Source organism: Flavobacterium orientale, assembly GCF_014638005.1.
GTDB lineage: Bacteria > Bacteroidota > Bacteroidia > Flavobacteriales > Flavobacteriaceae > Flavobacterium > Flavobacterium orientale.
Genome location: NZ_BMFG01000004.1, coordinates 15,922 through 40,079, shown reverse-complemented (window position 1 = coordinate 40,079; position 24,158 = coordinate 15,922). Strand labels below are relative to the sequence as shown.

22 protein-coding genes are annotated in these 24,158 nt (G+C 35.7%); 2 read left to right on the top strand and 20 right to left on the bottom strand.

The features are described from left to right. Window position 1 precedes the first annotated feature (1 nt). The 10 genes from IEV15_RS06300 to kduI form a co-directional block, all read right to left on the bottom strand. On the bottom strand, window positions 2-982 hold the full coding sequence (locus tag IEV15_RS06300) for a TRAP transporter substrate-binding protein (RefSeq protein WP_188361671.1): 981 nt from the start codon (window positions 980-982) through the stop codon (window positions 2-4). Between the two features lie 86 nt (window positions 983-1,068). Further along, window positions 1,069-1,587 (bottom strand): LacI family DNA-binding transcriptional regulator, encoded by a 519-nt coding sequence (locus IEV15_RS06295; protein WP_188361670.1) that lies wholly within the window; start codon window positions 1,585-1,587, stop codon window positions 1,069-1,071. Window positions 1,588-1,669: 82 nt separating this feature from the next. Next, window positions 1,670-2,329, bottom strand: coding sequence for a beta/alpha barrel domain-containing protein (locus IEV15_RS06290; RefSeq protein WP_188361669.1), 660 nt, complete (start codon window positions 2,327-2,329; stop codon window positions 1,670-1,672). Between the two features lie 3 nt (window positions 2,330-2,332). Continuing rightward, complete coding sequence (locus IEV15_RS06285; RefSeq protein ID WP_188361668.1) at window positions 2,333-2,782, bottom strand: NanQ anomerase/TabA/YiaL family protein; 450 nt, start codon at window positions 2,780-2,782, stop codon at window positions 2,333-2,335. Between the two features lie 2 nt (window positions 2,783-2,784). Next, on the bottom strand, window positions 2,785-3,828 hold the full coding sequence (locus IEV15_RS06280) for a sugar kinase (RefSeq protein WP_188361667.1): 1,044 nt from the start codon (window positions 3,826-3,828) through the stop codon (window positions 2,785-2,787). Window positions 3,829-3,871: 43 nt separating this feature from the next. Beyond that, a complete protein-coding gene (locus tag IEV15_RS06275; protein WP_188361666.1) occupies window positions 3,872-4,876 on the bottom strand; it encodes a sugar kinase in 1,005 nt (334 codons plus the stop codon). After that, a complete protein-coding gene (locus tag IEV15_RS06270) occupies window positions 4,877-5,218 on the bottom strand; it encodes a cupin domain-containing protein (protein ID WP_229734107.1) in 342 nt (113 codons plus the stop codon). It abuts the gene before it with no gap. Window positions 5,219-5,224: 6 nt separating this feature from the next. Beyond that, window positions 5,225-6,628 (bottom strand): glucuronate isomerase, encoded by a 1,404-nt coding sequence (gene uxaC, locus IEV15_RS06265; RefSeq protein ID WP_188361665.1) that lies wholly within the window; start codon window positions 6,626-6,628, stop codon window positions 5,225-5,227. A gap of 11 nt (window positions 6,629-6,639) precedes the next feature. Further along, window positions 6,640-7,425, bottom strand: coding sequence for a gluconate 5-dehydrogenase (locus IEV15_RS06260; protein ID WP_188361664.1), 786 nt, complete (start codon window positions 7,423-7,425; stop codon window positions 6,640-6,642). Between the two features lies 1 nt (window position 7,426). Beyond that, window positions 7,427-8,263, bottom strand: a complete 837-nt coding sequence (gene kduI, locus IEV15_RS06255; RefSeq protein WP_188361663.1) for a 5-dehydro-4-deoxy-D-glucuronate isomerase — start codon at window positions 8,261-8,263, stop codon at window positions 7,427-7,429. A gap of 522 nt (window positions 8,264-8,785) precedes the next feature. Between kduI and IEV15_RS06250 the strand changes: the two genes are divergently transcribed. Next, window positions 8,786-9,388 carry an HD domain-containing protein gene (locus IEV15_RS06250; protein WP_188361662.1) on the top strand — a complete coding sequence of 201 codons (603 nt, stop codon included), beginning with the start codon at window positions 8,786-8,788 and terminating at the stop codon, window positions 9,386-9,388. After that, the gene (locus tag IEV15_RS06245; protein WP_188361661.1) at window positions 9,378-10,250 is read left to right on the top strand and encodes a YitT family protein; all 873 of its coding nucleotides are present in this window, start codon (window positions 9,378-9,380) and stop codon (window positions 10,248-10,250) included. The genes IEV15_RS06250 and IEV15_RS06245 overlap by 11 nt, the downstream gene beginning before the upstream one ends. A gap of 52 nt (window positions 10,251-10,302) precedes the next feature. On the opposite strand, the gene katG is transcribed toward IEV15_RS06245, so the two are convergent. The 10 genes from katG to IEV15_RS06195 all read right to left on the bottom strand — a co-directional run bounded on the left by katG (window position 10,303) and on the right by IEV15_RS06195 (window position 24,109). Then, entirely contained in the window at window positions 10,303-12,483 is a 2,181-nt protein-coding gene (gene katG, locus IEV15_RS06240) for a catalase/peroxidase HPI (protein WP_188361660.1), read from the bottom strand. Window positions 12,484-12,766: 283 nt separating this feature from the next. Continuing rightward, window positions 12,767-14,716, bottom strand: coding sequence for an acetate--CoA ligase (gene acs, locus IEV15_RS06235; protein ID WP_188361659.1), 1,950 nt, complete (start codon window positions 14,714-14,716; stop codon window positions 12,767-12,769). 62 nt (window positions 14,717-14,778) lie between these two features. Then, window positions 14,779-16,725 (bottom strand): acetate--CoA ligase, encoded by a 1,947-nt coding sequence (locus IEV15_RS06230; RefSeq protein ID WP_262891223.1) that lies wholly within the window; start codon window positions 16,723-16,725, stop codon window positions 14,779-14,781. Window positions 16,726-16,750: 25 nt separating this feature from the next. Continuing rightward, entirely contained in the window at window positions 16,751-17,122 is a 372-nt protein-coding gene (locus tag IEV15_RS06225) for a response regulator transcription factor (protein ID WP_188361657.1), read from the bottom strand. Between the two features lie 10 nt (window positions 17,123-17,132). Then, complete coding sequence (locus tag IEV15_RS06220) at window positions 17,133-19,826, bottom strand: ATP-binding protein (protein ID WP_188361656.1); 2,694 nt, start codon at window positions 19,824-19,826, stop codon at window positions 17,133-17,135. Next, complete coding sequence (locus IEV15_RS06215) at window positions 19,819-20,013, bottom strand: hypothetical protein (RefSeq protein WP_188361655.1); 195 nt, start codon at window positions 20,011-20,013, stop codon at window positions 19,819-19,821. The genes IEV15_RS06220 and IEV15_RS06215 overlap by 8 nt, the downstream gene beginning before the upstream one ends. A gap of 94 nt (window positions 20,014-20,107) precedes the next feature. Beyond that, on the bottom strand, window positions 20,108-21,820 hold the full coding sequence (locus IEV15_RS06210) for a sodium:solute symporter family protein (protein WP_188361654.1): 1,713 nt from the start codon (window positions 21,818-21,820) through the stop codon (window positions 20,108-20,110). A gap of 97 nt (window positions 21,821-21,917) precedes the next feature. Beyond that, complete coding sequence (locus IEV15_RS06205; protein WP_188361653.1) at window positions 21,918-22,178, bottom strand: DUF4212 domain-containing protein; 261 nt, start codon at window positions 22,176-22,178, stop codon at window positions 21,918-21,920. Between the two features lie 20 nt (window positions 22,179-22,198). Continuing rightward, window positions 22,199-23,578 (bottom strand): porin, encoded by a 1,380-nt coding sequence (locus IEV15_RS06200; protein WP_188361652.1) that lies wholly within the window; start codon window positions 23,576-23,578, stop codon window positions 22,199-22,201. Window positions 23,579-23,689: 111 nt separating this feature from the next. Beyond that, window positions 23,690-24,109: an IS1/IS1595 family N-terminal zinc-binding domain-containing protein gene (locus IEV15_RS06195; RefSeq protein WP_026709909.1), complete on the bottom strand. Its 420-nt coding sequence runs from the start codon at window positions 24,107-24,109 to the stop codon at window positions 23,690-23,692. Window positions 24,110-24,158 lie beyond the last annotated feature (49 nt).

Sequence of the window (24,158 nt, the reverse complement as noted above, 5' to 3'; positions counted from 1 at the left end):
ACTATTTCGTTTCTTGAATTTTCATTACTAGTCGAGCCATTTTTTTATCTTGTTTCACTCGTTCATAAATACCATTTACCGTAGCTCTAAATTTTGTTTTATCAGGATAAGAAACTTGTACTCCGGCTTTAATTACTTCATCCAAAGCTTCTTGTTCGGCTATTTTCCATAGTTTTCGTTGGTGAACAACCGAGTTATCAACTGCTTGTTGTATCCAAGCTTGTTCCTCTTTTGTAAAACGATTCCAAGTGTTTGTACCAATGATTAAAACATCCGGCAAAACAGTATGCTCGTCAATAGAATAGAATTTACAAACTTCATAATGTCTTGATAAATAAAAACTTGGCGGATTGTTTTCAGCTCCATCCACTACACCTTGTTGTAACGAAGTATATAATTCTCCCCAAGAAATGGGCGTTGGTGAACCACCAAAACTTTTTATCATTTCATAAGCCGTTGGGCTTTCCATTACTCTGATTTTCATGCCTTTTAAATCAGAAGGTGAATCAATTGGTCGGGTTTTTGTATAGAAACTTCTACTTCCTGCGTCGTAATATCCTAATCCTTTTATCCAATACTCTAGTCCCTCGTCTAATAATTCTTTTCCAACCGGACCATCTAAAACCGAAAAAGAATGTTGTCTGTCTCTAAAAAGAAAAGGAAGTCCAAACACTTTCATCTTTGGTGCAAAATTTTCTAAAACTCCAACAGAAACCTTGGTCATATCCAAACTTCCAATTTGCAATAATTCGATGCATTCTCTTTCCGTTCCTAATTGCTGATTGGGATATATTTCTAATTTTATCTTATTTCCTGAAATTGCGGCTAAGTCTTCACCCATTTTTACCATTGCTAAATGGACAGAATGCGAAACATCCAAACCATGAGCCAATTTCAATGTTTTTGTTTGACTAATTTCTGCACATTGATTGAAAGTCAACAGCATTAAAAATGAAAGTAGTATAGTTGATTTTAATTTCATCTTTACTTATTTAGTTGTTTAACCGTCAATGAATGCCTTTTATTTGTGATTCGGCCCATTTCTATTTTGATAATTTGTCGCATTTCTTAATTGATTTGTTTGAGTAAATTTTCAAATAATTCCGCACAACTTTCTTTGATGTTAAAATTAGATTGTTCATGATTAATTTGAATAAATACCGTTGGTAAATTTCTTCTTTTTGACAAACTAATTTCGTTTTCAATGTTTTTATTGATAGTTAGTACAATTGCGGCATCAACACTACCATCATTAATATCTTCTAAATAATGTTTGATTGTTGCCACTTCTTCAAAAGATTGAAACAACATTATTCTGTACCCTTTTTTGGAAGCACATTTTTGAATATCATAAAGCATTTCACTATAAAGTGCGTTATTAATTCTAGGAACAATAATCGCTATGATACTGGACTTACTGCTTCGTAAAGCCAACGCATTTTTATTGGGCCTGTAATCCGTTTTTAGAGCAAATTCTTGTATAATTCGTTTGGTATCGACATTAATATCATGTTTATCGTTCAACGCTTTTGAAATCGTTGAAATGGAAAAACCCGTTAAATGTGATATTTTTTTTAATGTCGTCATTTTTAAAATTGTTTTTTTTCCTGTTGCGTGCTTTCGGTCAAATTTCGTTGATGATTACACGCAACAGGGTGTTAAAAAAATTCTATTTTATAGATTGAATTACTTCCAATACTTTTTTGGTTTCAGCTTCAATTGTAGCATAATCTTGATCAGCCATTAATTGCTTGCTGATTAGCTTACTTCCCATTCCAACAGCAGAAACACCTGCTTTGTACCAACCTGAAATATTTTCTTTGGTTGTATCAACACCTCCTGTTGGCATGAATAGTAATTTTGGGAATATATCTTTGATACCACTTAAAAAATCAGGACCAAGCATATTTCCGGGGAAAAGTTTGATGAATTTTACTCCGGCATTTTCAGCGGCAATAATTTCAGTTGGCGTCATACAACCCGGACTGTAAAATAAATCTTTTGCTATTAAATACTGAGCTACTTCGGGAACAAAGCCGGGACTGATGTAAAAATCTGCTCCAACGCTTTCAAATGCTTTGGCTTGCTCTAAATTTTTGATAGTTCCTATTCCAAGCAACAAATCGGGCATTTCAGCATTTCGAACTTCAACCATTTTGGCGAAGTTTTTCAAAGCAGCTTCACCACGGTTGGTATATTCTACCGCTTTGATTCCTGCTCGATAAATGGCTCTTAGTACTTCTATGGTTACGATTTCATCTGCATTGAAATACAAGGGTAAAATACCTTGCTTTACAATAGCTTCAGAAACTTTTTGACTATTATTCATCTCTTAAATTTTTACTTTAAATACTAATTTTTTGATTTCATCATCACCAATCATTGGAGCATGAACATCATCCGGATAGAAAATAACAAATTGATTATCCGTTAATTGAAAAAACATATCCGGTTTGTCATTAAAAAATAAAACATCTTTTTCAGTGTTGTATTCTCCGTTTGGTGTCACACATTTTTCTCTTGGTTTCCAAGCGATGGTTTCTATTCCTTTTGCACAAAATTGAATGTCAATATTTTGATTGTGGCATTCAAATTTGGCTAAACTTTCTTCTTTTGTTTTGCCTTTTTTATTGCTAACGATTACTTTTAAACCATCAGTAATTTCAATTGTTCCATCTTCCAACGAATTGATATCATTTGTTTTTAAAAACTCAAAAGCTTTTGTAAACAATGGATGTAAACTCGTGTATTTTGATGCGTTATTTAGTGTGTCTACTATCATAATTATCTTGCTACACGGCCGGAAGCATCGCCTCCCATTAATTTTTGAACTTCATCTACAGTAACCAAGTTGGCATCACCTTTAATGGTGTGTTTCAAACAAGAAGCAGCTACAGCAAAATCCAATGCATTTTGATCATCGTCCGGATAGGTTAATAAACCATAGATTAATCCACCCATAAAACTATCGCCACCACCTACTCTATCTACAATATCTGTAATTTGATATTGACGCGTTTGTAACATTTCTTTTCCATCATATAAAACTCCGGCCCATGTATTATGAGAAGCTGAGATAGAACCACGTAAAGTGGTAATCACTTTGCTTGCTCTTGGGAATTTTTCCATCATTTGTTTACAAACTGATAAAAAGGCTTCCGCTTTTACGTCATGACCATGCGTTTGAACTGCTGCACCATCCGGTTTGATTCCGAAATGCATTTCTGCATCTTCTTCGTTTCCTAAAATGATATCGCAATAAGAAGTTAGTTCTGTCATAATCGCTTCTCTGTCACCACCATATTTCCATAATTTAGCACGGTAATTCAAGTCGGTTGAAATGGTTACACCCATTTTACTGGCTGTTTTAACCGCTTCCAAACAAACATCGGCAGAACTTTGAGAAATGGCAGGCGTAATTCCTGTCCAATGGAACCAATCTGCTCCTTGAAAAACTTCTTCCCAATTGATCATTCCCGGTTGAATTTCCGCCATAGCAGAATGGGCTCTGTCATAAACTACTTTACTACCTCTGCTTACGGCTCCTGTTTCCAAGAAATAAATTCCTAAACGATCGCCTCCCCAAACAATTTTATCAACACCAACGCCTCTTTTACGCATTTCCATCATGGCACACTGACCAATATCATTTTTTGGTAAACGGGTTACAAAATCAACCGGAATTCCATAATTAGCTAATGAAACTGCTACGTTTGATTCTCCTCCGCCATAAACTACATCAAAATTGTCTGCTTGTGAAAATCTTAAAAATCCTTGTGGTGCTAATCTTAACATTATCTCACCGAATGTTACTACTTTTTTTGACATTTTTTTTAAATTTATTATTATATAATTTGTTTCAGGTTTTAGATTATCTCGACACTCTTCCCCCGCCTGAACCTTCCATTAATGCTTTTATTTCATTTACAGTTGCTAAATTGATATCACCCGAAATCGAATGTTTTAAACAAGTGGCAGCTACTGCAAATTCTAATGCCATTTGATGATCTTCCGGCCAGGTAATCATGCCATAAATAATCCCCGCCATAAAAGCATCTCCGGCTCCAATTCTATCAATAATGTGTGACACATAATATTTTTGTGAGCGATAGAGTTTTTTTCCATCCCAAAAAACAGCATTTAATCCATTAGAAGAAGCATTGGCTTTGATTCTTCGTGTGGAAACAATATTTTTGAGTTTAGGAAATTTTTCCATCCATTTGGTATAAATTTCTTCTCTTGTGGCGTTTTCTTCAACCGTAATGCCTAAAACGTTTTCTGATTCATCGGCACCACCCAAAAGAAAATCGCAATATTGAACTAAGTTAGGCATGATTTCATTCGCTTTTTTTCCGTACTTCCAGAGGGTTGGACGAAAATTTAAGTCGGCTGAAATCGTCAAACCCATTCGTGAAGCAACTGTTAATGCTTCTTCACAGATTTCTGCTAATTCAAGTGTCAATGATGGTGTGATGCCTGACCAATGAAACCAATCGGCATCTTTGAACGCATCTTCCCAATTAATCATTCCTTTTTTTAAGGTAGAAAATGAGGAATCTTCTCTATCATAAACCACTTTTCCCGGTCTCTCAGATGCACCTTGTTCAAAATAATAGATGCCGAGCCTTTTTCCTTGAATAAAGGAAATGGGTTCCACACCAAAAGAACGTAACATACTGAGCGATGATTCGCCCAATTCATTGTCAGGAACCGCCGTTATAAATTTTACGGAAACTCCAAATTTTGATAAAGAGGCAGCAACATTTGCTTCGGCACAACCATAATACAAATCAAACGACCTTGCTTGCGTGAGTCGTAAATGACTTGGCGGCGAAAGCCTAAGTAAAAGTTCTCCAAATGTTACTACTCTACTCATTTATACTTTTATAAAATCTTCTCGCATTGGGCTAAAAACGTCAATTAATAAACCATCTTCTATACAAACTACGCCGTGTTCCAGGTTTGGAGCTACGTAAAATGAATCTCCTTTTTGTAATAGCTTCGTTTCATTATTAATTGTAACTTCAAATTTGCCTTCAGCGATATGAGTGACTTGTGAATGTACGTGGTGATGCATCACACCAATTCCACCTTTTTTAAATTGTACATTAACCATCATCACCGATTGATTATAACCCACAATTTGTCGATCGATATGCTCATCAATAGTTTCCCAATGAGTTGATTTGTTTTCAAAAAACATTTTGCTTTCAGCCATTTTGAATTACTTAAAATTAAAATAGTTTTTAGCGTTGTTGTAACTGATATCAGCGACCATCTTTCCTATCCATTCCATATCATTTGGCAATTCACCTCTTTTGATTTCGTCACCTAATAAATTACATAAAACACGTCTGAAATACTCGTGTCTTGGAAAGGATAAAAAGCTTCTGGAATCGGTTAACATCCCAATAAAACAACTGATTAAACCCATATTTGATAAGGCATTCATTTGTTTGGTCATTCCGTCTTTTTGGTCTAAAAACCACCAACCGGAACCAAATTGCACTTTTCCTTTAATGCTTCCATCATTGAAATTGCCAATCATAGTTGCCATTACTTCATTATCGGCAGGATTTAGGTTGTATAAAATCGTTTTGGTTAATTTATCTTTGGAATCCAATGCATTTAATAAGGCAGAAAGATTTCTGGCTTGTGAAAAATCGCCAATTGAATCCCATCCTGTATCCGGTCCTAAAATTCGGTGCATTCTGGCATTGTTATTACGCAAAGCTCCCAAATGGAACTGTTGCACCCAACCGTGTTGATGATAATTTTCACATAAAAACAATAAGATTGCCGTTTGGAATTTAGCATCTTCTATAGCAGAAATCGGCTGATTACTTCTTCTTTTTTCAAAAATGGAATTGATTTCACTTTCGGTAAAGTTTTCAAACTGAATTTGATCTAAACCATGATCGGAAAGTTGACAACCATTTTCGTTGAAATAGGCAATTCTATTACTTAAAGCATTGCATAAGTCAGAGTATGTATTTATATCAAAATCAACTACTTTTGCTAATGAATCAATGTAACTATTATACATTTCACCTGCAATCAAAATCGCTTTATCAGGTCGGAAAGCAGTACTTACTTTTACTGAATAATCGCTGTTGGCTAATTGCTTGTGATACGCCAAATCATCTGTTGGATCTTCTGTTGTGCAAACCACTTCGGCATTTACTTTCTTTAATAAATTCTGACATGAAAATTCTGGAGTGCTTAATTTTTGAGATGTTGCTTCGTAAATAGCTTCTGCAGACTTTTCATTTAATAATTCATAAATATCAAAATAGCGAGCTAATTCCAAATGCGTCCAATGATACAAAGGATTTCGCATGGTGTACGGAACCGTTTTTGCCCATTGAATAAATTTATCTTTGTCGGAAGCATCTCCGGTAATGAATTTCTCATTCACACCCAACGTTCGCATAGCTCTCCATTTGTAATGGTCGCCATTAATCCAAACATCGGTTATGTTTTTAAATTGATTATTTTCAGCTATTAATTTTGGCGATAAATGATTGTGATAGTCAATAATAGGCTGATTTTTAGAATAGTTGTGATACAATTCTTCAGCATATTTATTTTCTAACAAAAAATTATCGTGTATGAATTTTGTGCTCATTATGATTGTTTTTAATCTTCGTTCGATGGTTTTCCGATGGTAGCTAAAATTCCACCATCCACATAAATTATTTGTCCGTTTACAAAATCACTCGCTTTAGACGATAGAAATATCGCTGCCCCCGCCAAATCTTCCGGATCTCCCCATCGTGCTGCAGGCGTACGACTGATGATAAACTCGTTAAAAGGATGACCGTCCACTCTAATCGGAGCTGTTTGCGAAGTGGCAAAATAACCCGGACCAATTCCGTTCACTTGAATGTTGTGCTTTGCCCATTCGGTTGCTAAGTTTTTAGTCAGCATTTTCAACCCACCTTTTGCCGCAGCATAAGCCGAAACGCTGTTTCTTCCAAGCTCGCTCATCATTGAACAAATGTTGATGATTTTGCCTTCTTTGCGTTCAATCATTTGTTTTGCAACTAATTGCGACATAATGAATGGACCAACTAAATCTACATCAATCACTTTTCTGAAATCGGAAACCGGCATTGTGATGGCCAATTCTCTTTTGATGATTCCGGCGTTATTCACTAAAATATGGATGTCACCAATTTCTTTTTGAATTAATTCAACGTGTTTAGCGGCATCAATTTCATCGGTTACATCAAATAAATAACCTGTTGCTTGATAGCCTTTGGATTTGTAATACGAAATCGCTTCCTCCATCTTGGATGGCGTGGTTCCCGTGATGATTAATTGAGCACCGGCTTGAGCTAATGCATCAGCAATGGCCATTCCTAAACCGTGTGTTCCACCGGTTATTAAAGCGTTTTTATGTGTTAAATCGAATAATTTCATCTTATCTTAGTTCGTTTGGTGGACAAATATCCATATCGCTATAATCTAAATTTTCACCCGCCATTCCCCAAATAAAAGAATAGTTAGATGTTCCGGCACCTGAATGAATAGACCACTCCGGCGATAAAACCGCTTGATTATTTTGCATAAAAATGTGACGTGTGTGTTGTGTTTCTCCCATAAAATGAGAAATGGTTTGACCTTCTTCTAAATCAAAATAGAAATAGGCTTCCATTCTGCGGTTGTGCGTGTGAGCCGGCATTGTGTTCCAAACATTTCCGGGCAATAATTCGGTCAAACCCATTTGAAGTTGGCAGGTCTGAACAATTTCGTTCACGATCAATTTATTTAAAATTCGTTTGTTAGCCGTTTTTTCTTCGCCTAACTGAATTACGATTGCATTTTCTTTGGTAACTTTTTTATTTGGAAAATGAGTGTGAGCGGGTGCTGAATTAATATAAAACAAAGCCGGAATTTCTTCATTGCTTGAAAAAACAACTTCTTTTGCTCCCATTCCAACATATAAAGCTTCTTTTTTGTTTAGTTCAAAAGCTTCTCCGTCAACGGTTACCGTTCCTTTTCCGCCTACGTTGACAATTCCTAATTCTCGACGATCTAAAAAGTTTTCTGATTTTAAGTACGGAATTGTTTCTAGTTTTAAGTCTTTTGAAACCGGCATAATTCCTCCCACAATGTAACGATCATACATGGAATAGGTTAAATTTATTTCATTTTCTGAGAATAAATTATCTATTAGAAATTGACTTCTGATTTCTTGTGTATCATATTTTCTAGCATCAATAGGATTTGATGCATATCTAAAACTGAAATTTGTCATGAGTATATTTGTTGTAATCGATTACACAAATATAATAATTATTTTTAATAAAACTAAAATATGTATAATTTTTGGTTGTTAAAAATGCTATTATGAGAAAAAATAATGAGAAAAATAATCAAAATCTTATTGTTAACTAATGATTTAACTTAAATATACATTAGTTTACCTACCCTATTTCAAATCAAAAATAGCTTTAAATTTTTAAAAATTGTAATCAAGATTTTATAATTTTTCCAGTAATTCAAATGGTAACACTTGTAAAAAAATCCAATAATTAAGCGTTGTTTTATTTGATTCATTTAAAAACTCCTTTAATTTATCCTATTTTAAAAAACAATAATTTATAAAAAATACAATTATATTGTCATTAAAATTATATAAATATATGATAAAAGTTACTTTTTTAAGTAAAATTTTATACATTTGAAATAATGCTAAGTTTCAAAAACAACTAGTTTAATTACAAAATACCTTTTTATATTTAAACATTTCACAAGTCTATTTTAGGAATAGGATGTTATGACAAACAAAAAAAACTTCCCAAGTGCGAAAGCTTATATCTTGAATAGACAAAAAGAAGCACTTTCTTCTCATTTATATTATCATTCATTGCGACATGTTTTGGATGTTTATGCAGCGGCAAAACGTATTGCAAATAAAGAAGGTTTAAGTAGAAATGATACTATATTGGTAAAAACTGCCGCTCTATATCATGACTGTGGCTATATGATTTCTACAATAGACCATGAAACGGCTTCTTGTGAGATTGCGAAAAATAGTCTACCACAATTTGGTTATTCCTCCTCTGATATTTCAATAATTTGTAACATGATTTTGGCTACTAAGATTCCTCATCAGCCTCAAACTCTTATGGAAGAAATACTTTGTGATGCCGATTTAGACTATTTAGGAAGAGGTGATTTTTATGTAATTGGCGATTTATTGTTTAAAGAATTATTGGATTCTAAAAGTATAAATGATCGAAAGGAATGGAACAAAATTCAATTGGACTTTTTAAAAGCTCACACTTATTTTACAGCCACCTCATTATCTGAGAGACAACCTCAAAAAGCAGAATATATAAAAGAACTAACCCTTAAAAATCAAACATATGAAAACTAATTCATCATTTAAATACCATACAATAGATTTTATTTACATCTTATTGGGAGCTTGGGTAAGTGGTTTTGCACTTCGAGGTTTTTTGGTTCCCAATCATTTTTTTGATGGCGGCGTAACTGGAATTTCTTTGCTGGTCCACGAAATTAAACATTGGAACATTGCTTTGGTTATTATACTGGCTAATATTCCATTTATTTTGGTGGGATCACGAATTATGAGCAAAGTCTTTGTAATTCGATCTATTGTTGGAGTAGTTTTGCTGGGTTTGTTTCTAGCTTTTTTCCCTTATCCTGAATTTTTTTATGATAAACTATTGATATCTACCTTTGGAGGTGTTTTTCTTGGAGTTGGAATCGGCTTGGGAATGCGAGGTGGCTGTGCTCTTGACGGTATTGAGATTTTAGCTGTATATACGCTTCGTCGCACTAGCTTTTCGATGAGTGAAGTTATATTAGGAATTAATGTTTTAATCTTTTTATCAGCGGCTCATTTTATTGGTTTTGAAACGGCACTTTATGCCATTTTAACCTATTATATGGTTACAAAAGCTACTGAATATGTAGTTAATGGATTGGAAGAATTTACAGGGGTTACTATTATTTCAGGTGAAAGTGAAGCTATTAAATCCGTTTTGGTTAACAAACTTGATAAAGGAATAACAGTTTATAAAGGTGAAAGAGGTTATTTAAAAGATAATTTTCATGAACATAACGATTGCGATATTATTTATACCGTTGTAACCCGCCTGGAAGTAAGACGATTAAAAAACGAAATCAAAAATATTGATCCAAAAGCTTTTGTATTTACAAATACAATTAAGGAAACTGTTGGAGGTATTTTAAAAAGACACGCTGACCATTAAAAAAAAGGTGGCTTGTTTGCCAAACCACCTTTTTGATATGAAAAAATTTGAATTATGCTAAATCAAAACGATCTGCATTCATCACTTTGTTCCAAGCAGCGATGAAATCGTTTACGAATTTTTCTTTGTTGTCATCTTGGGCATAGAATTCTGCATAGCCTCTCAAGACGGCATTTGAACCGAATACTAAATCTACTCGTGTAGCGGTCCATTTTGTGGCTCCGGTTTTTCGGTCTACTATGTTGTAAAGGTTGTTAGCCACAGGATTCCATGAGTTGCTCATATCTGTTAGGTTCACAAAGAAATCATTGGTCAATACTCCTACTCTGTCTGTAAAAACACCTTGTTTGAATCCGGCATAGTTAGTGCCTAACACTCGCATACCTCCTATCAATACTGTCATTTCAGGGGCTGATAAGCCAAGAAGTTGGGCTTTGTCTAATAGTAATTCTTCCGGGTTTACGGTATATTCCTTTTTTTGCCAGTTTCTGAAACCGTCATGTAAAGGCTCTAATACTTCAAAAGATGCTGCGTCTGTCATTTCTGCTGTGGCATCACCACGACCTGAGGTGAATGGAACAGTTACGTTTACACCTGCTTGTCTGGCTGCTTTCTCAACTGCCGCAGTTCCGCCTAATACGATTAAATCGGCAAGGCTGACTTTTTTTGCTAAACTACTTTGAATTTCAGTGAGTTTGTTTAGTACTTTTTGTAAACGTGGCGGTTCGTTGCCATCCCAATCTTTTTGTGGGGCTAAACGAATACGAGCTCCGTTTGCTCCTCCTCTGAAATCAGATTGTCTAAAGGTTCTCGCACTATCCCAGGCGGTGTTAATCAACTCTGTTTGTGTTAAACCACTGTTTAATAAGGTTTCTTTTAAATCTTCAATTTCATTAGCTGTCAAAGCATAATCTGTAGCCGGAATTGGATCTTGCCAAATCAAATCTTCACTTGGAACATCCGATCCAAGATATCTGCTTTTTGGTCCTAAATCACGGTGGGTTAATTTGAACCATGCTCTGGCAAATACATCATCAAAATAAGCAGGATCATTTTTGAATCGCTCTGAAATTTTACGATACTCCGGATCCATTTTTAACGCCATATCCGCATCAGTCATAATTGGATTTTGACGTGCGTTTGGGTTGTGAGCATCTATAGGTTTGTCTTCTTCCTTAATGTTGATAGGTTCCCACTGCCATGCTCCTGCCGGACTTTTTCTCAATTCCCATTCATGGTTGAAAAGCATTTCAAAATAACCGTTGTCCCACTTCGTAGGATGTGTGGTCCATGCTCCTTCTAATCCACTGGTTACTGTATCACCACCATTTCCTTTTCCTTTTGGATTCATCCAGCCAAAACCTTGGTCTTTGATATCTCCTGCTTCGGGATTTTGTCCTAAAATAGATGCATCTCCGTTACCATGAGCTTTACCTACGGTGTGCCCACCTGCAGTAAGGGCTACTGTTTCTTCGTCATTCATCGCCATACGTTCGAACGTAATTCGCATGTCACGAGCGGTTTTTAAAGGGTCTGGGTTACCGTCTACTCCTTCAGGGTTTACGTATATAAGTCCCATCATTACAGCGGCTAATGGATTTTCTAAATCACGTTCCCCGGAATAACGACTTCCTTCACTGCCTGATTTAGCTAACCATTCTTTTTCTGAACCCCAATAGATGTCTTTTTCAGGATGCCAAATATCTTCACGACCTCCGGCAAAGCCAAAGGTTTTGAATCCCATAGACTCATAGGCCATGTTTCCGGCTAGAATGAATAAATCTGCCCATGAAATTTTATTTCCGTATTTTTTCTTAATTGGCCATAATAATCTTCTGGCTTTGTCTAAGTTACCGTTGTCCGGCCAACTACTCAATGGAGCAAAACGAAGGTTTCCGGTGTTACTTCCACCTCTACCGTCTGCAACTCTGTATGTTCCTGCTGCGTGCCAAGCCATACGAATCATTAAACCGCCATAATGACCCCAATCAGCAGGCCACCAATCTTGACTGTCTGTCATTGCCGCTTTTAAATCGTTTTTTAAAGCTGTTAAATCTAGTTTTTTGAATTCTTCTGCGTAGTTGAATTTTTCTCCTGCAGGATTTGTTTTGGTGTCATGTTGATGAAGGATGTCTAAGTTAAGTGATTTTGGCCACCACTCCATAATTGATCGGCTACTCTCAGTATTTGCTCCAAGGTTAAAGGGGCATTTTCCGGATGTTGAATTGTCCATAATTTTAAAAAAGGTTAGTTATACAATGTTTAGTAAGGTAGTTTTTACGATACTAATTATTATTCAGGTAAATTATTGTGTATTGAAATTATTGATACTGCTAATATAGTAAAAGCTTTTCGTATAACTTTTAATTATTAATAGATAAAAACTATAGCGTATTGTTTTAAACTTATTAATTTTATAAAAAGAACTAGTAGAACTAGAAATCACTAAGTAGTAACCATAAAAAAAGCCGTTTCGCAACTGAAACGACTTTTAACTATTTAAAACTTAAAAAGTATTATAATTTTCCTTCTTTTATTTCCTCCACAATTTCAGGATTTAATAAAGTTGAAATGTCGCCAAAATTTGAATAATCACCTTCGGCTATTTTTCGCAAAATACGACGCATGATTTTTCCACTTCTTGTTTTTGGTAAACCGGAGACAAACTGGATTTTATCTAATTTGGCAATTGGTCCGATTTGATCGGAAATTTGTTGATTGATTTCTTTTCTAAGATTGTCTTGATTCCTACCTTCTCCCGATTCTTTTAAAATTACAAATCCATACAACGCATTTCCTTTTACATCATGAGGGAAACCAACAATCGCACTTTCTGCCACAGCCGGATGCTCGTTGATTGAATCTTCAATTGGTGCTGTTCCTAAATTATGTCCGGAAACAATGATTACATCATCAACTCTACCGGTAATTCGGTAATAACCTACTTCATCGCGTAAAGCTCCATCTCCGGTGAAATACTTGCCGGGGAAAGCAGAGAAATACGTTTCTTTATATCGTTCATGATCTCCCCAAATTGATCGTGCCATTGCCGGCCACGGGAATTTAATACACAAACTTCCGGTAACTTGATTGCCTTCAATTTCATTACGCAATTCATCCATCAAAACCGGCTGAATTCCGGGTAATGGTAACGACGCATAAGTTGGTTTGGTTGGTGTAACAAATGGAATCGGGGAAATCATAATGCCGCCTGTTTCTGTTTGCCACCAGGTATCTACCAATGGACAACGTTTTCCACCAACGTGGTCGTTGTACCAGTGCCAAGCTTCCTCGTTTATAGGTTCACCCACGGAACCAATAACTTTTAAAGATTTCAAAGGAAAACGCTGCACGAAATCCAAACTTTCTTTAGCTAAAGCCCGAATGGCTGTTGGAGCAGTGTAAAACTGTGTGATTTTATGTTTTTCTATCACTTCCCAAAAACGACTAAAATCAGGATAGGATGGTACGCCTTCAAACAATACAGTTGTAGCTCCGTTTAATAACGGACCATATAAGATATAAGAATGTCCCGTAATCCAACCAATATCGGCGGTACACCAATAGACATCATTTTCTTCATAATTGAAAACGTTTTTAAACGTATACGCAGTATAAACCATATATCCCGCAGTGGTATGCAACATTCCTTTTGGTTTTCCGGTGGAACCGGATGTATATAAAATGAATAACGGATCTTCTGCATCAATAATTTCAGCTACATTGTTTGGAATGGCTTCATCTAAAAGGGGTTGTAACCATAAATCGCGACCTTCTTTCATGTTTACCGTTTCATGTGTGCGTTTGGCAACCAATACTTTTTCAACGGTTGGACATTTTTCAAGAGCTTCATCAATAATACCTTTTAAATCGATGGTTTTATTTCCTCTGAAACCTCCATCAGAAGTGATAACCATGTTACATTCAGAATCATTGATTCGTGTAGCAACTGCAGAAGCTGAAAATCCGGCAAAAACAACCGAATGAATGGCTCCAATTCGGGCACAAGCTAAAACAGAAACAGCCAATTCAGGAATCATTGGCAGATAAATACAAACTCTGTCCCCTTTTTTTATACCTTGATCTCTCAAAACATTCGCCATTTTGGCCACTCTGGCATATAAATCAGAATAAGTTATATGTTGAGCTTCTTCTTTTGGATCATTAGGTTCAAATATAATAGCGGTTTTATCTCCTCTTCGGGCTAAGTGTCTGTCAATGCAGTTTTTAGTTATGTTTACTTTGGCATCTACAAACCATTTGAATTTAGCTTCTTGCATATCAAATTCAAATACTTTGTCCCATTTCTGATACCAAGTAAAGTTTTCATCGGCAATTCGATCCCAGAATTTTCGGGGTTCGCGAACCGACTTTTTATACATTTTAAAATAATTCTCTAAATCATGGATTTTATAATAGCTCATAATCTTCTTTTTTTGTGTGTAATTTTTTGTAAAAATAACCATTCTATTGTTTCATACCAATGTATGTTTGCTAAAAAGATATAGTTAAAATTAGGAATTTGATATTATTTTTGTTTGTTAGTTGCGTATTTATCAATCACTTCCTGAATTTCACCAATGATTGCTTCGTCATCAATTGTGGATGGAATTTGAAAGTTTTCTTTATCAACAATACTTCGTAACAGTTTACGCAATATTTTACCGGAACGTGTTTTGGGTAAGCGTTGCACTACCATCACATTTCGCAAACAGGCCACAGCTCCAATTTGATCTCGTATTAAGTGTACAATTTCATATTCCAATTGAAAATGTTCCATTAACTCTCCGGTTTTGGTGACTACCATGGCTAAAGGAATTTGTCCTCTTAATTCATCATGAATTCCAACAACAGCACATTCTGCAACAGCGGGATGCGAAGCAACAATTTCTTCCATTTCTGCTGTTGATAAACGATGACCGGCAACATTAATTACGTCATCAACTCTTCCGGTGATATAAATATAACCTTCAGTATCTTTAAATCCGCCATCACCTGAAAAATAATAACCGGGAAACGCACTCAAATAACCCGATTTGAATCGTGGAGAATCCTTCCATAAATCCAACATGGTTCCCGGAGGTAACGGCAATTTGATTACTACAAATCCTTCTTCGTTTGGACCGTTTTCTTGTCCGTTTTCATTTAAAATTTGAATAGCATAACCGCAAACTGCTTTTCCTGCCGACCCGGGTTTTATAGCCAGAAACTCCACTCCCATCATGTTGGCAATCATAGGCCATCCGGATTCGGTTTGCCACCAATGATCAATGGCAGGTACCGGAATATGTTGGTTGTACCATTCTAAAGTAGCCACATCACAACGTTCTCCTGCTAAAAATTGCGTTCGCAAACACGACAAATCATAGTGTTTGATAAAATCTCCTTTAGGATCTTCTTTTTTTATGGCTCGGATAGCTGTTGGAGCAGTAAACATCACAGCCACTTTGTGTTCAGAAATGACTCGCCAAAAAGTGGAGGCATCGGGAGTTTTGATGGGTTTCCCTTCAAAAAGTACGGTTGTATTTCGATTGATTAGTGGACCATAAACAATATAACTATGACCAACCACCCAGCCCACATCGGAAGCCGCCCAAAAAACTTCATCGGGTTTTACTCCGTAAATATAGTGCATTGAAAATTTAAGTGACACTGCATAACCTCCTGTATCTCTCACAATTCCTTTTGGTTTTCCGGTTGTTCCGGAAGTATATAATACATATAAAGGATGCGTGGCATTTACTGCAACGCAAGGCACTTCTTCAGAACCATAAACCAAGGCATCATAATCGACATCGTATTTTTTAAAAGGCACCCTTGCTCCTAATTTGCGATTGAAAACTACCACTTTTTTAGGTTTGTGTTCTGCCAATTCAATAGCTTCATCTACCAAAGGTTTATAAGCAATCAATCGATCTACTTCAATGCCTGACGAAGCCGTTAAAATAACGCGAGGTTTGCAATCGTTGATACGTATAGCTAGTTCATGCGGTGCAAATCCGCCAAAAACAACAGAATGTGTCACACCAATTCGAGCACAAGCCAACATAGCAAAGGCAGCTTGAGGAATCATTGGCATATAAACTACAGCGGTATCTCCTTTTTTCAAACCTAAAGAAAGTAAACCTCCGGCTAACTTAGCTACTTCCGTTTTAACTTGATGATAAGTATATTTTATTACTGTTTGTGTTACCGGAGAATCGTAAATAATCGCCACATGATCACCAAAGCCATCTTGAATGTGTTTGTCTAAAGCCAAATAACACATGTTGAGTTCGCCATCAGCATACCAAAGCGGATAGTCATTTTGATCTTTTGATAAAATGGTTTGAGGTTGAGCATACCACTCAATTTGTTCGGCTTGTTCTTTCCAGAATTGTTCCGGTTGTTCAAGACTTTTTTGATAGAAATCTTTGTAGTTCATTTTTTGAGGTGCTAAGTTGCTGAGATGCTGAGTTGCTGAGTTTGATTTAATAATTTACTTTTCACTAAAGGAGTGATTAATCACTTTCCAAAAGCAAGACATTCACCTGTTCCACTAATTTTTTAATGGAAAACGGCTTGGTCATATAAGCGTTGGCTCCTAATTTCATTCCTTTTTCGATATCACTTTCTTTATTTTTTGCAGAAAGGAAAATCACTTTACAAGCATTCAATTTTTCGTCTTTTTTAACGGCTTCAATCGTGGCATAACCGTCAACATTTGGCATCATGATGTCCAGAATAATCAAATCGGGTTGTTCTGTTTTGAGAATATCCAGAGCTTCTTGACCATCTCGGGCTATGAACACTTCAAAATTGTTTTTCTTGAACGTATATTCCAACGACATAATGATATTGGGTTCATCATCAACTAATAATATCTTTTTCATAAGCTCTATTTTAATCAATTAATTGTTTGGGAATGGTAAACGAAAATGTAACACCTTTTTCCACATTTGTAGCCCATATTTTTCCTTTATGGGCTTCAATAATTTGTTTGCAAATGGCTAATCCTAATCCGCTTCCAATTGGCTTCTTGATAGTCTGGTCACTAGATTGGTAGAATTTTTCGAATACGGCCTCCAATTCGTTAGGGTTCACCCCTTTTCCGTTATTAAATATATGTATACTGTATTCGGTGTCGTTATTCTGCAAAGAAATAATGATAACGCCTTCCTTTTCATCACAAAATTTAATAGCGTTTGAAACCAAGTTGGTGATGACTTGAATCATGCGTTCTTCATCAAAATACAACTTTATGGCTTTTTGATTTTCGTTAAATTCAAGGTAGATTTTTTTATTGGAAATCAACTGCTGTAACGGTCTAATGGAGTTGGCAATGGTTGTAATAATATCTTGCTCTGTTAAACTGATTTTTTGTTTTCCGGTTTCAAATTTTTCTAAATCTAAAATCTTATCAATCAATCGATTTAATCGGTCCGATTCTGAAATGATATTTTGAAGAAACTGTTTTCGCATAGCTTCCGGAATATCTTCATCGTCATGTAAAATTTCACTGGCGGCTCTGATGGCTGTGATTGGGGTTCTCAATTCATGTGTCACAGTATCTAAAAATTCATCTTTTTGTTTGTCTTTTACCAACAACGCAAAATTAGCTTCTTTCAATTGTCCCGACAGTTGCTTGAGTTCGTTTGACGTTTCCACCAATTTTTTGTTGATGGTTATGTTTTCTTTAGATTCCTCCAATATTTTTAATACTTCCGGTAAGCTGATTTTATCTTCTTTGGTAACACCGTCAATTAAAATTTTTGCCGAAGCAGTTCCGATATGTCCTGTTAATAAATTCTCTGCAAATTTGATTAATCGGGCATCTGCCATCAAATTATCCGGAGCAATATTGTATTTCATTTTAAAAAGATGCAACGCTCTATTTGTTCGTTCTTCACCTAAAAAACGTTTTAATACTTTTTCAATATCTGAAACATAAGCAGTTCCTTTCCATACAAATGCATTCTCATGGTTGGTAATGTATTTGTCAATATCTACAAACATTTCGGCATAATTGCGTTCTCTGTAATTACCTTTAAAACTTACCGAAAATGCCAAATAAACCATCAAGTTAAAAAACAAACTCCAAAACAAGGCATGAGGCACAGGATCAAGATAGTTTAATCCAAATAACTGAAAGGGTTGCAATAATTCAAATCCCCAAAAACCTTCTTTAAAAAACAAACTGTCAGGATTCAATGAACTTAAAAAAAAGGGTAATAATAAGGTGTAAAAACAAATGCTAAAACCAACAAAAACACCGCTAATGGCTCCAATTAAAGAACCGCGTTTCCAAAATAAAGCTCCAAAAAATGCAGGTGCCAATTGAGCCACAATCACAAACGATATCAACCCGACAGAAACGAGCGAGAAATCCATGATAAAAAAACGGTAATACAAAAACGATAGAATAATCAAACTGAAAATTCCGATACGTCTGATACGCATAATTCGACTGGAGTTGCGTTCTTGGTTGTCTTTTTGGAGGGAACCTAAAAATCCGTAAGGAATTAATAAATTATTACTCAACATGTTTGACAGACTAATTGAAGAAACTACAATCATGGAAATCGCAGCTGAAAATCCGCCCAAAAAAACCAAAACTGTCATGAACTCATTTCCTCTGGATTGCGGAATTAATAATGAAAACATATCGGAATTCATACCTTGGCCGTCAAATAGGATGTTGCCGCCCCAAGCAATTGGATAGATGAAAAAATTAAATAATAAGAGGTATAATGGAAATAACCAAATTGCTGTTTGAACGTGACGTTCTCTGTTATTTTCCACTATGCTCATGTGAAATTGTCTCGGAAGTAAAAAAATGGCAAAGAAGGATAAAACAATCAACATCATCCAATTTACAGCACCTTCTAATCCACCGATGGTATTTCGTTCTTCAAAATGTTCTAAAACAACAGCTTGATTATGGATGTCAGCAAACCCGTCAAACACATAAAAGGTAACATATAAGCCCAAGATTATGAAGAAAAAGAGCTTTAAAACCGATTCAAAAGCAACAGCTGTAACCATACCTATTCGTTTTTCTGAAGCGTCAACATAGCGAGTTCCGTAGTAAGAAGCGAACAAAGCCAAAATAAAAGCTACGTAGGTAGAAGTATCAAAAAATATATTCGTGCTTTCTGATGTTTGTGAGACAATATGAAATGTTTCCGAGATGGCTTTTAGTTGCAATCCGATATACGGAATAATAGCTAAAAGTGCAATTACGGTAACCAAAGCACCTAAAAATCGACTGTTTCCATAACGCAAAGAAATGAAATCGGCAATACTTGAAATTTTGTTAACTCTTGAAATTCGGATGATTTTTTTTAGAATAACAATCCACAACGGAAAAGCGATAACCGGTCCGATATAAATAGGTAAATAATTCAACCCCGAATCGGCTGCAACACCAATGCTACCATAATACGTCCAAGCTGTGCAATAAACGGCTAATGACAACGAATAAACATACGGATTGTTAGTCCATTTTGAATTTCTATTTCGTTCCGCCCATTGAGCGATGAGAAACAAAAGTCCCAAATAAACTAATACAATAAGTAATAATCCGATGCTATTCATTGTATTTGTGAATGATTAAAAAACTTAGTACTACCGCCAAAATCCAAACAGAAAACAGGTAAGCATAAAAAATTGGAATTCCGAAAAAGGCATCGGCACTATTGCACAAGAGAATAAAAGGAACGTTGAATAACATCCATAACCCTATGCCAAGTACGATTAACTTTTGAATATGTCTTTTTTTCATGCTCTTGTTTCTAAATTTCTAAAATTACAAACTCTGCTCCCGAAAAACAAGAGCAGAGAAAGTAATTACTAACCAAAGTAATCAACTAAACTATTTAATGTCCTGTTGCTTCACCTGCACCCGAGGGAATGCGGATATTTTCAACAATTTCTTGCACATCTTGTGGTGGCTCCGGTGTAAATCTGTTAACAACTATGGCAACAACAAAATTAACAATCATAGCAACGGTTCCAAAACCTTCAGGCGAAATGCCAAACCACCAATCGGGTTTTAAAGCATCAACCATTTCTTTACCTCCGTCAAATATTCCGAATTTGAATTTTAGCATATAATATAGCATCAACAACATCCCTACAATCATTCCACTTACCGCTCCTTCTTTGTTCATTTTTTTATAGAAAATACCCAAAATAATAGCCGGGAAAAAGGAGGCTGCTGCTAGACCAAAAGCTAGGGCGACGACTGCCGCTACAAAACCGGGTGGATTGATACCAAAATAACCTGCAATACAAACAGCAACTGTAGCTGCAATTCGAGCTGCCCAAAGTTCATTTTTATCTGAGATATTTGGGTTAATCATCTTTTTAATTAAATCGTGAGATACCGAAGATGAGATTACTAATAATAATCCCGCTGCCGTTGAAAGTGCAGCCGCCAAAGCTCCTGCAGCAACTAAAGCGATTACCCAATTTGGTAAATTCGCAATTTCAGGATTGGCCAATACCATAATGTCATTGTCTATTTTTAATTCGTTGGCTTCTTTGTCTGCAACGTATTGAATTTTACCATCGGCATTTTTATCATCAAAAGTTAATAAACCTGTTTTTTCCCAGTTGGTGAACCATTGTGGCATCGAACTGTATTCTTTATCACTAACGGTTTGAATCAAATTAGCTTTAGCAAAAACGGCAACTGCAGGAGCTGTGGTATATAAAATAGCAATTAATAATAAAGCGTAACCGGCAGATTTACGTGCATCGCGTACTTTCTTAACCGTAAAAAATCGAACAATAACATGAGGTAAACCGGCTGTACCAACCATTAAGGCTAAAGTAATAGCAAAGACATCAACTAACGATTTTGTACCACTGGTATATTCTGTAAAACCTAATTCGGTTTGTAATCCGTTTAATTTATCTAATAAATAAGTTCCTGATCCGTCAGCCACAGTACCACCCATTCCTAGTTGCGGAATAGGATTTCCGGTCATTTGAATAGAAATAAAAATCGCAGGTACCATGAACGCAAAAATCAATACACAATATTGTGCTACTTGAGTATATGTGATTCCTTTCATGCCTCCTAAAACAGCATAAAATAAAACGATTATCATACCTATAATTACTCCGGTATTAATATCAACTTCTAAGAATCTGGAAAAAACCACTCCTACACCACGCATTTGTCCGGCTACATATGTAAACGAAACAATCAACGCACAAATAACAGCTACAGTTCTAGCGGTTTTTGAATAATAACGATCACCAATAAAATCAGGCACCGTAAATTTTCCGAATTTTCTAAGGTAAGGAGCCAATAATAAGGCTAATAAAACATAACCTCCTGTCCATCCCATTAAATAAACGGCTCCATCGTATCCTGCAAAGGAAATAATACCGGCCATTGAGATGAAAGATGCGGCCGACATCCAATCGGCTGCTGTAGCCATTCCGTTTGCCAAAGGTGAAACACCACCACCGGCTACATAAAATTCTTTGGTAGAACCTGCTCTTGACCAAATTGCGATTCCGATGTAGAGAGCAAATGTGATCCCTACTATTATATATGTCCAAATTTGTACATCCATTTTCTTTTGTTTTTAGAGTTGCTGAATAGCTGAGTTACTGAGCAACTGAGTTTTTAGTTTTTTATATATTTTTTAACTGATAACAGACAACCGAAGATTACTCTTCGTCATATCCATACTTCTTATCTAACTTGTTCATCAATCGAACATAGACAAAAATTAAAATCACGAATACGTAGATGGAACCTTGTTGTGCAAACCAAAATCCGAGTGGAAAACCACCAATTTTGAAAGCATCTAAAGCATCTTTAAATAAAATTCCGGCTCCGTAGGAAACTAAAAACCAGATGGCCAAGAGAATGAGAAGGTATCGTAAATTCTCTTTCCAGTAGGCGGTTGCATTGGCTTGATTACTCATTGTTTTTGTTTTTTAGGTTGTTATAGATAAATATGTAATTGCAATAAAAATTCTCCTTTATAGGAATCAATTTTATCAACAGCCGTATAGATAGGTCTGTTTGAATATTGAGCCGTTATTTTGGCATGATGACCATCTAAGAAAAAATTGGTTCCAAAATCAAATTGATTACTCGCTTTTTCTAAAGCATCAAAGTTTTTATAAGTATAGGCTGCAAAAGGTTGAATTCGCACCTTTGGTTTTTCGTTTTTGTTGGGTAATAAAACACCGGCTTGAGTATACCATATAGAACCGGTTCCAATCATGGGTTGTAAATTGCCCGGTCCGGCCAATGCTCTATCTCCTGTGAAGTTAGAATCAGCAACACCTTCATTCATAATTCCGATATTTCTCAAATAATTCGGACCAAAATCATAGGAATAAAAAACACTGTATCCCGTAAAGGCCATTTTTTTCTCTTTATTTCCAATGGGTAAATCTAAAAACACATCACCTGAAAATAAATTGGTAGCATGACGTTCTGTTTCCCCGTTTACCGAAGTTTTAGTGGAACTCGGAGCGGTGTAAAACCCTGCTCCAATGTTAAGCATCTTTTTCGTTCCCAAATAGGTACCAACTTTAAAAGGTAAAAAGTTAGATTCTTTATCAAAAAACTGGTATTCCACATAACCGGCTTTAGACCAATGAGCATTGTTATTATTGTCCACCGCTCTAGCAACAGCTTCATCGGCAACATCAACTGGTAGTTGATTGGTAGCAAACGGTTTATTAATACTGAACCGGTATTCAATACGATTGTATTTCCCTTTAGCAAAAACACCAATTTGTCGGGCAAACTGATCGGAATTTTCAATCAATGGCCAATTGAATATTGGGGCATCAATGGTCATGTAGTTTAGTGTGGATGACATTGTCATGCGGGATAATCCCATATAATAATGCAAACCGGCTCCCAAACTCAAACTGAACGGTTTGTCTTCTTTTGGAAGTACAACAGCATATTCATTCCAAGCATCGTGAAAAAACAGTCCCGGTTTTTTTCCGTTTCCATATCCACCCGTTCCTGAGGATCCGGAAGCTCCGCCGTTAATAAACGTTTGATTGTTGATACCAATATGGGTTACAATCATATAACGAGGCGAAATTTGTGCATAAGCCAACAATCGCAATCGTCGGAGTCCGATATCTTCTTGTTGTGAAATTCCTTCGTCACCAATCATTGTACCCGGATTCATTTGAGATGACCGAAGCCAAATTTGATTCCAAGCTATAAATCGCATGTATTTTGTACCTTCGGGATTTATGTTGAATTTCATTCCGCCACCGTAATCGGGTGAACCTTGCGAGAAAGCAAAGAATGACAATAACATAATGGTACTTGTTAGAATACTTTTTTTCATAAATAGAAATTGGGTTAGTTAAGGGTTAGATTGTCTATTTTTGACAGTACCAAATTCTATTTTTATCATGAAGAAAAAAATTCTTCTATATATTTTTGTTAATGACTATAGTTAATCTTTAAAACGTTCCCATTTTATAAGCATAAATTTGTCTCCAAGTTCCGTAATAATCATTCCGGCTCCTTTGAGTTGGTCTTTGTTTTTTAAGAATTCTACCAACTCTAAATGGTTGTATATCTTATAGGTGGGATGATAATCGGTGTGAGCCGGTTTTTTGATTTTGAACTCTTTTACCCAATTGCTCACTGTTACATGTGAAACTCCTATGATGCGTTCAATTTCACGGTAACTCAACCCTTCCAAATACAACTGTAGTGCTTTGGTAACATAGTAGTCATCTATCTTTTTGCCTAACTTATTAACGGTAAAATAATAGTTGCATTTTTTGCATAAATACCTTTGTCTGTCTTTGATAATACCACTTTTAACAATCTGATTGTTTTGGCATTTCGGACACGCTAAAATCTCCATATATAAAAAATTTGCATAAATATATTAAATTAGCAACTATGTAAAAACA

Excerpts from the sequence above, each read along its gene's own strand:
- IEV15_RS06290 (WP_188361669.1), bottom strand. The coding sequence starts at position 2,329 with ATGAATAATAGTCAAAAAGTTTCTGAAGCTATTGTAAAGCAAGGTATT.
- kduI (WP_188361663.1), bottom strand. The coding sequence starts at position 8,263 with ATGACAAATTTCAGTTTTAGATATGCATCAAATCCTATTGATGCTAGA.
- IEV15_RS06250 (WP_188361662.1), top strand. The coding sequence starts at position 8,786 with ATGACAAACAAAAAAAACTTCCCAAGTGCGAAAGCTTATATCTTGAAT.
- IEV15_RS06205 (WP_188361653.1), bottom strand. The coding sequence starts at position 22,178 with ATGAGTAATCAAGCCAATGCAACCGCCTACTGGAAAGAGAATTTACGA.
- uxaC (WP_188361665.1), bottom strand. The coding sequence starts at position 6,628 with ATGAGCACAAAATTCATACACGATAATTTTTTGTTAGAAAATAAATAT.
- IEV15_RS06200 (WP_188361652.1), bottom strand. The coding sequence starts at position 23,578 with ATGAAAAAAAGTATTCTAACAAGTACCATTATGTTATTGTCATTCTTT.
- IEV15_RS06285 (WP_188361668.1), bottom strand. The coding sequence starts at position 2,782 with ATGATAGTAGACACACTAAATAACGCATCAAAATACACGAGTTTACAT.
- IEV15_RS06270 (WP_229734107.1), bottom strand. The coding sequence starts at position 5,218 with ATGGCTGAAAGCAAAATGTTTTTTGAAAACAAATCAACTCATTGGGAA.
- IEV15_RS06195 (WP_026709909.1), bottom strand. The coding sequence starts at position 24,109 with ATGGAGATTTTAGCGTGTCCGAAATGCCAAAACAATCAGATTGTTAAA.
- IEV15_RS06295 (WP_188361670.1), bottom strand. The coding sequence starts at position 1,587 with ATGACGACATTAAAAAAAATATCACATTTAACGGGTTTTTCCATTTCA.
- IEV15_RS06245 (WP_188361661.1), top strand. The coding sequence starts at position 9,378 with ATGAAAACTAATTCATCATTTAAATACCATACAATAGATTTTATTTAC.
- IEV15_RS06220 (WP_188361656.1), bottom strand. The coding sequence starts at position 19,826 with ATGAATAGCATCGGATTATTACTTATTGTATTAGTTTATTTGGGACTT.
- IEV15_RS06275 (WP_188361666.1), bottom strand. The coding sequence starts at position 4,876 with ATGAGTAGAGTAGTAACATTTGGAGAACTTTTACTTAGGCTTTCGCCG.
- IEV15_RS06300 (WP_188361671.1), bottom strand. The coding sequence starts at position 982 with ATGAAATTAAAATCAACTATACTACTTTCATTTTTAATGCTGTTGACT.
- IEV15_RS06215 (WP_188361655.1), bottom strand. The coding sequence starts at position 20,013 with ATGAAAAAAAGACATATTCAAAAGTTAATCGTACTTGGCATAGGGTTA.
- IEV15_RS06210 (WP_188361654.1), bottom strand. The coding sequence starts at position 21,820 with ATGGATGTACAAATTTGGACATATATAATAGTAGGGATCACATTTGCT.
- IEV15_RS06260 (WP_188361664.1), bottom strand. The coding sequence starts at position 7,425 with ATGAAATTATTCGATTTAACACATAAAAACGCTTTAATAACCGGTGGA.
- IEV15_RS06280 (WP_188361667.1), bottom strand. The coding sequence starts at position 3,828 with ATGTCAAAAAAAGTAGTAACATTCGGTGAGATAATGTTAAGATTAGCA.
- IEV15_RS06225 (WP_188361657.1), bottom strand. The coding sequence starts at position 17,122 with ATGAAAAAGATATTATTAGTTGATGATGAACCCAATATCATTATGTCG.
- acs (WP_188361659.1), bottom strand. The coding sequence starts at position 14,716 with ATGGTTATTTTTACAAAAAATTACACACAAAAAAAGAAGATTATGAGC.
- katG (WP_188361660.1), bottom strand. The coding sequence starts at position 12,483 with ATGGACAATTCAACATCCGGAAAATGCCCCTTTAACCTTGGAGCAAAT.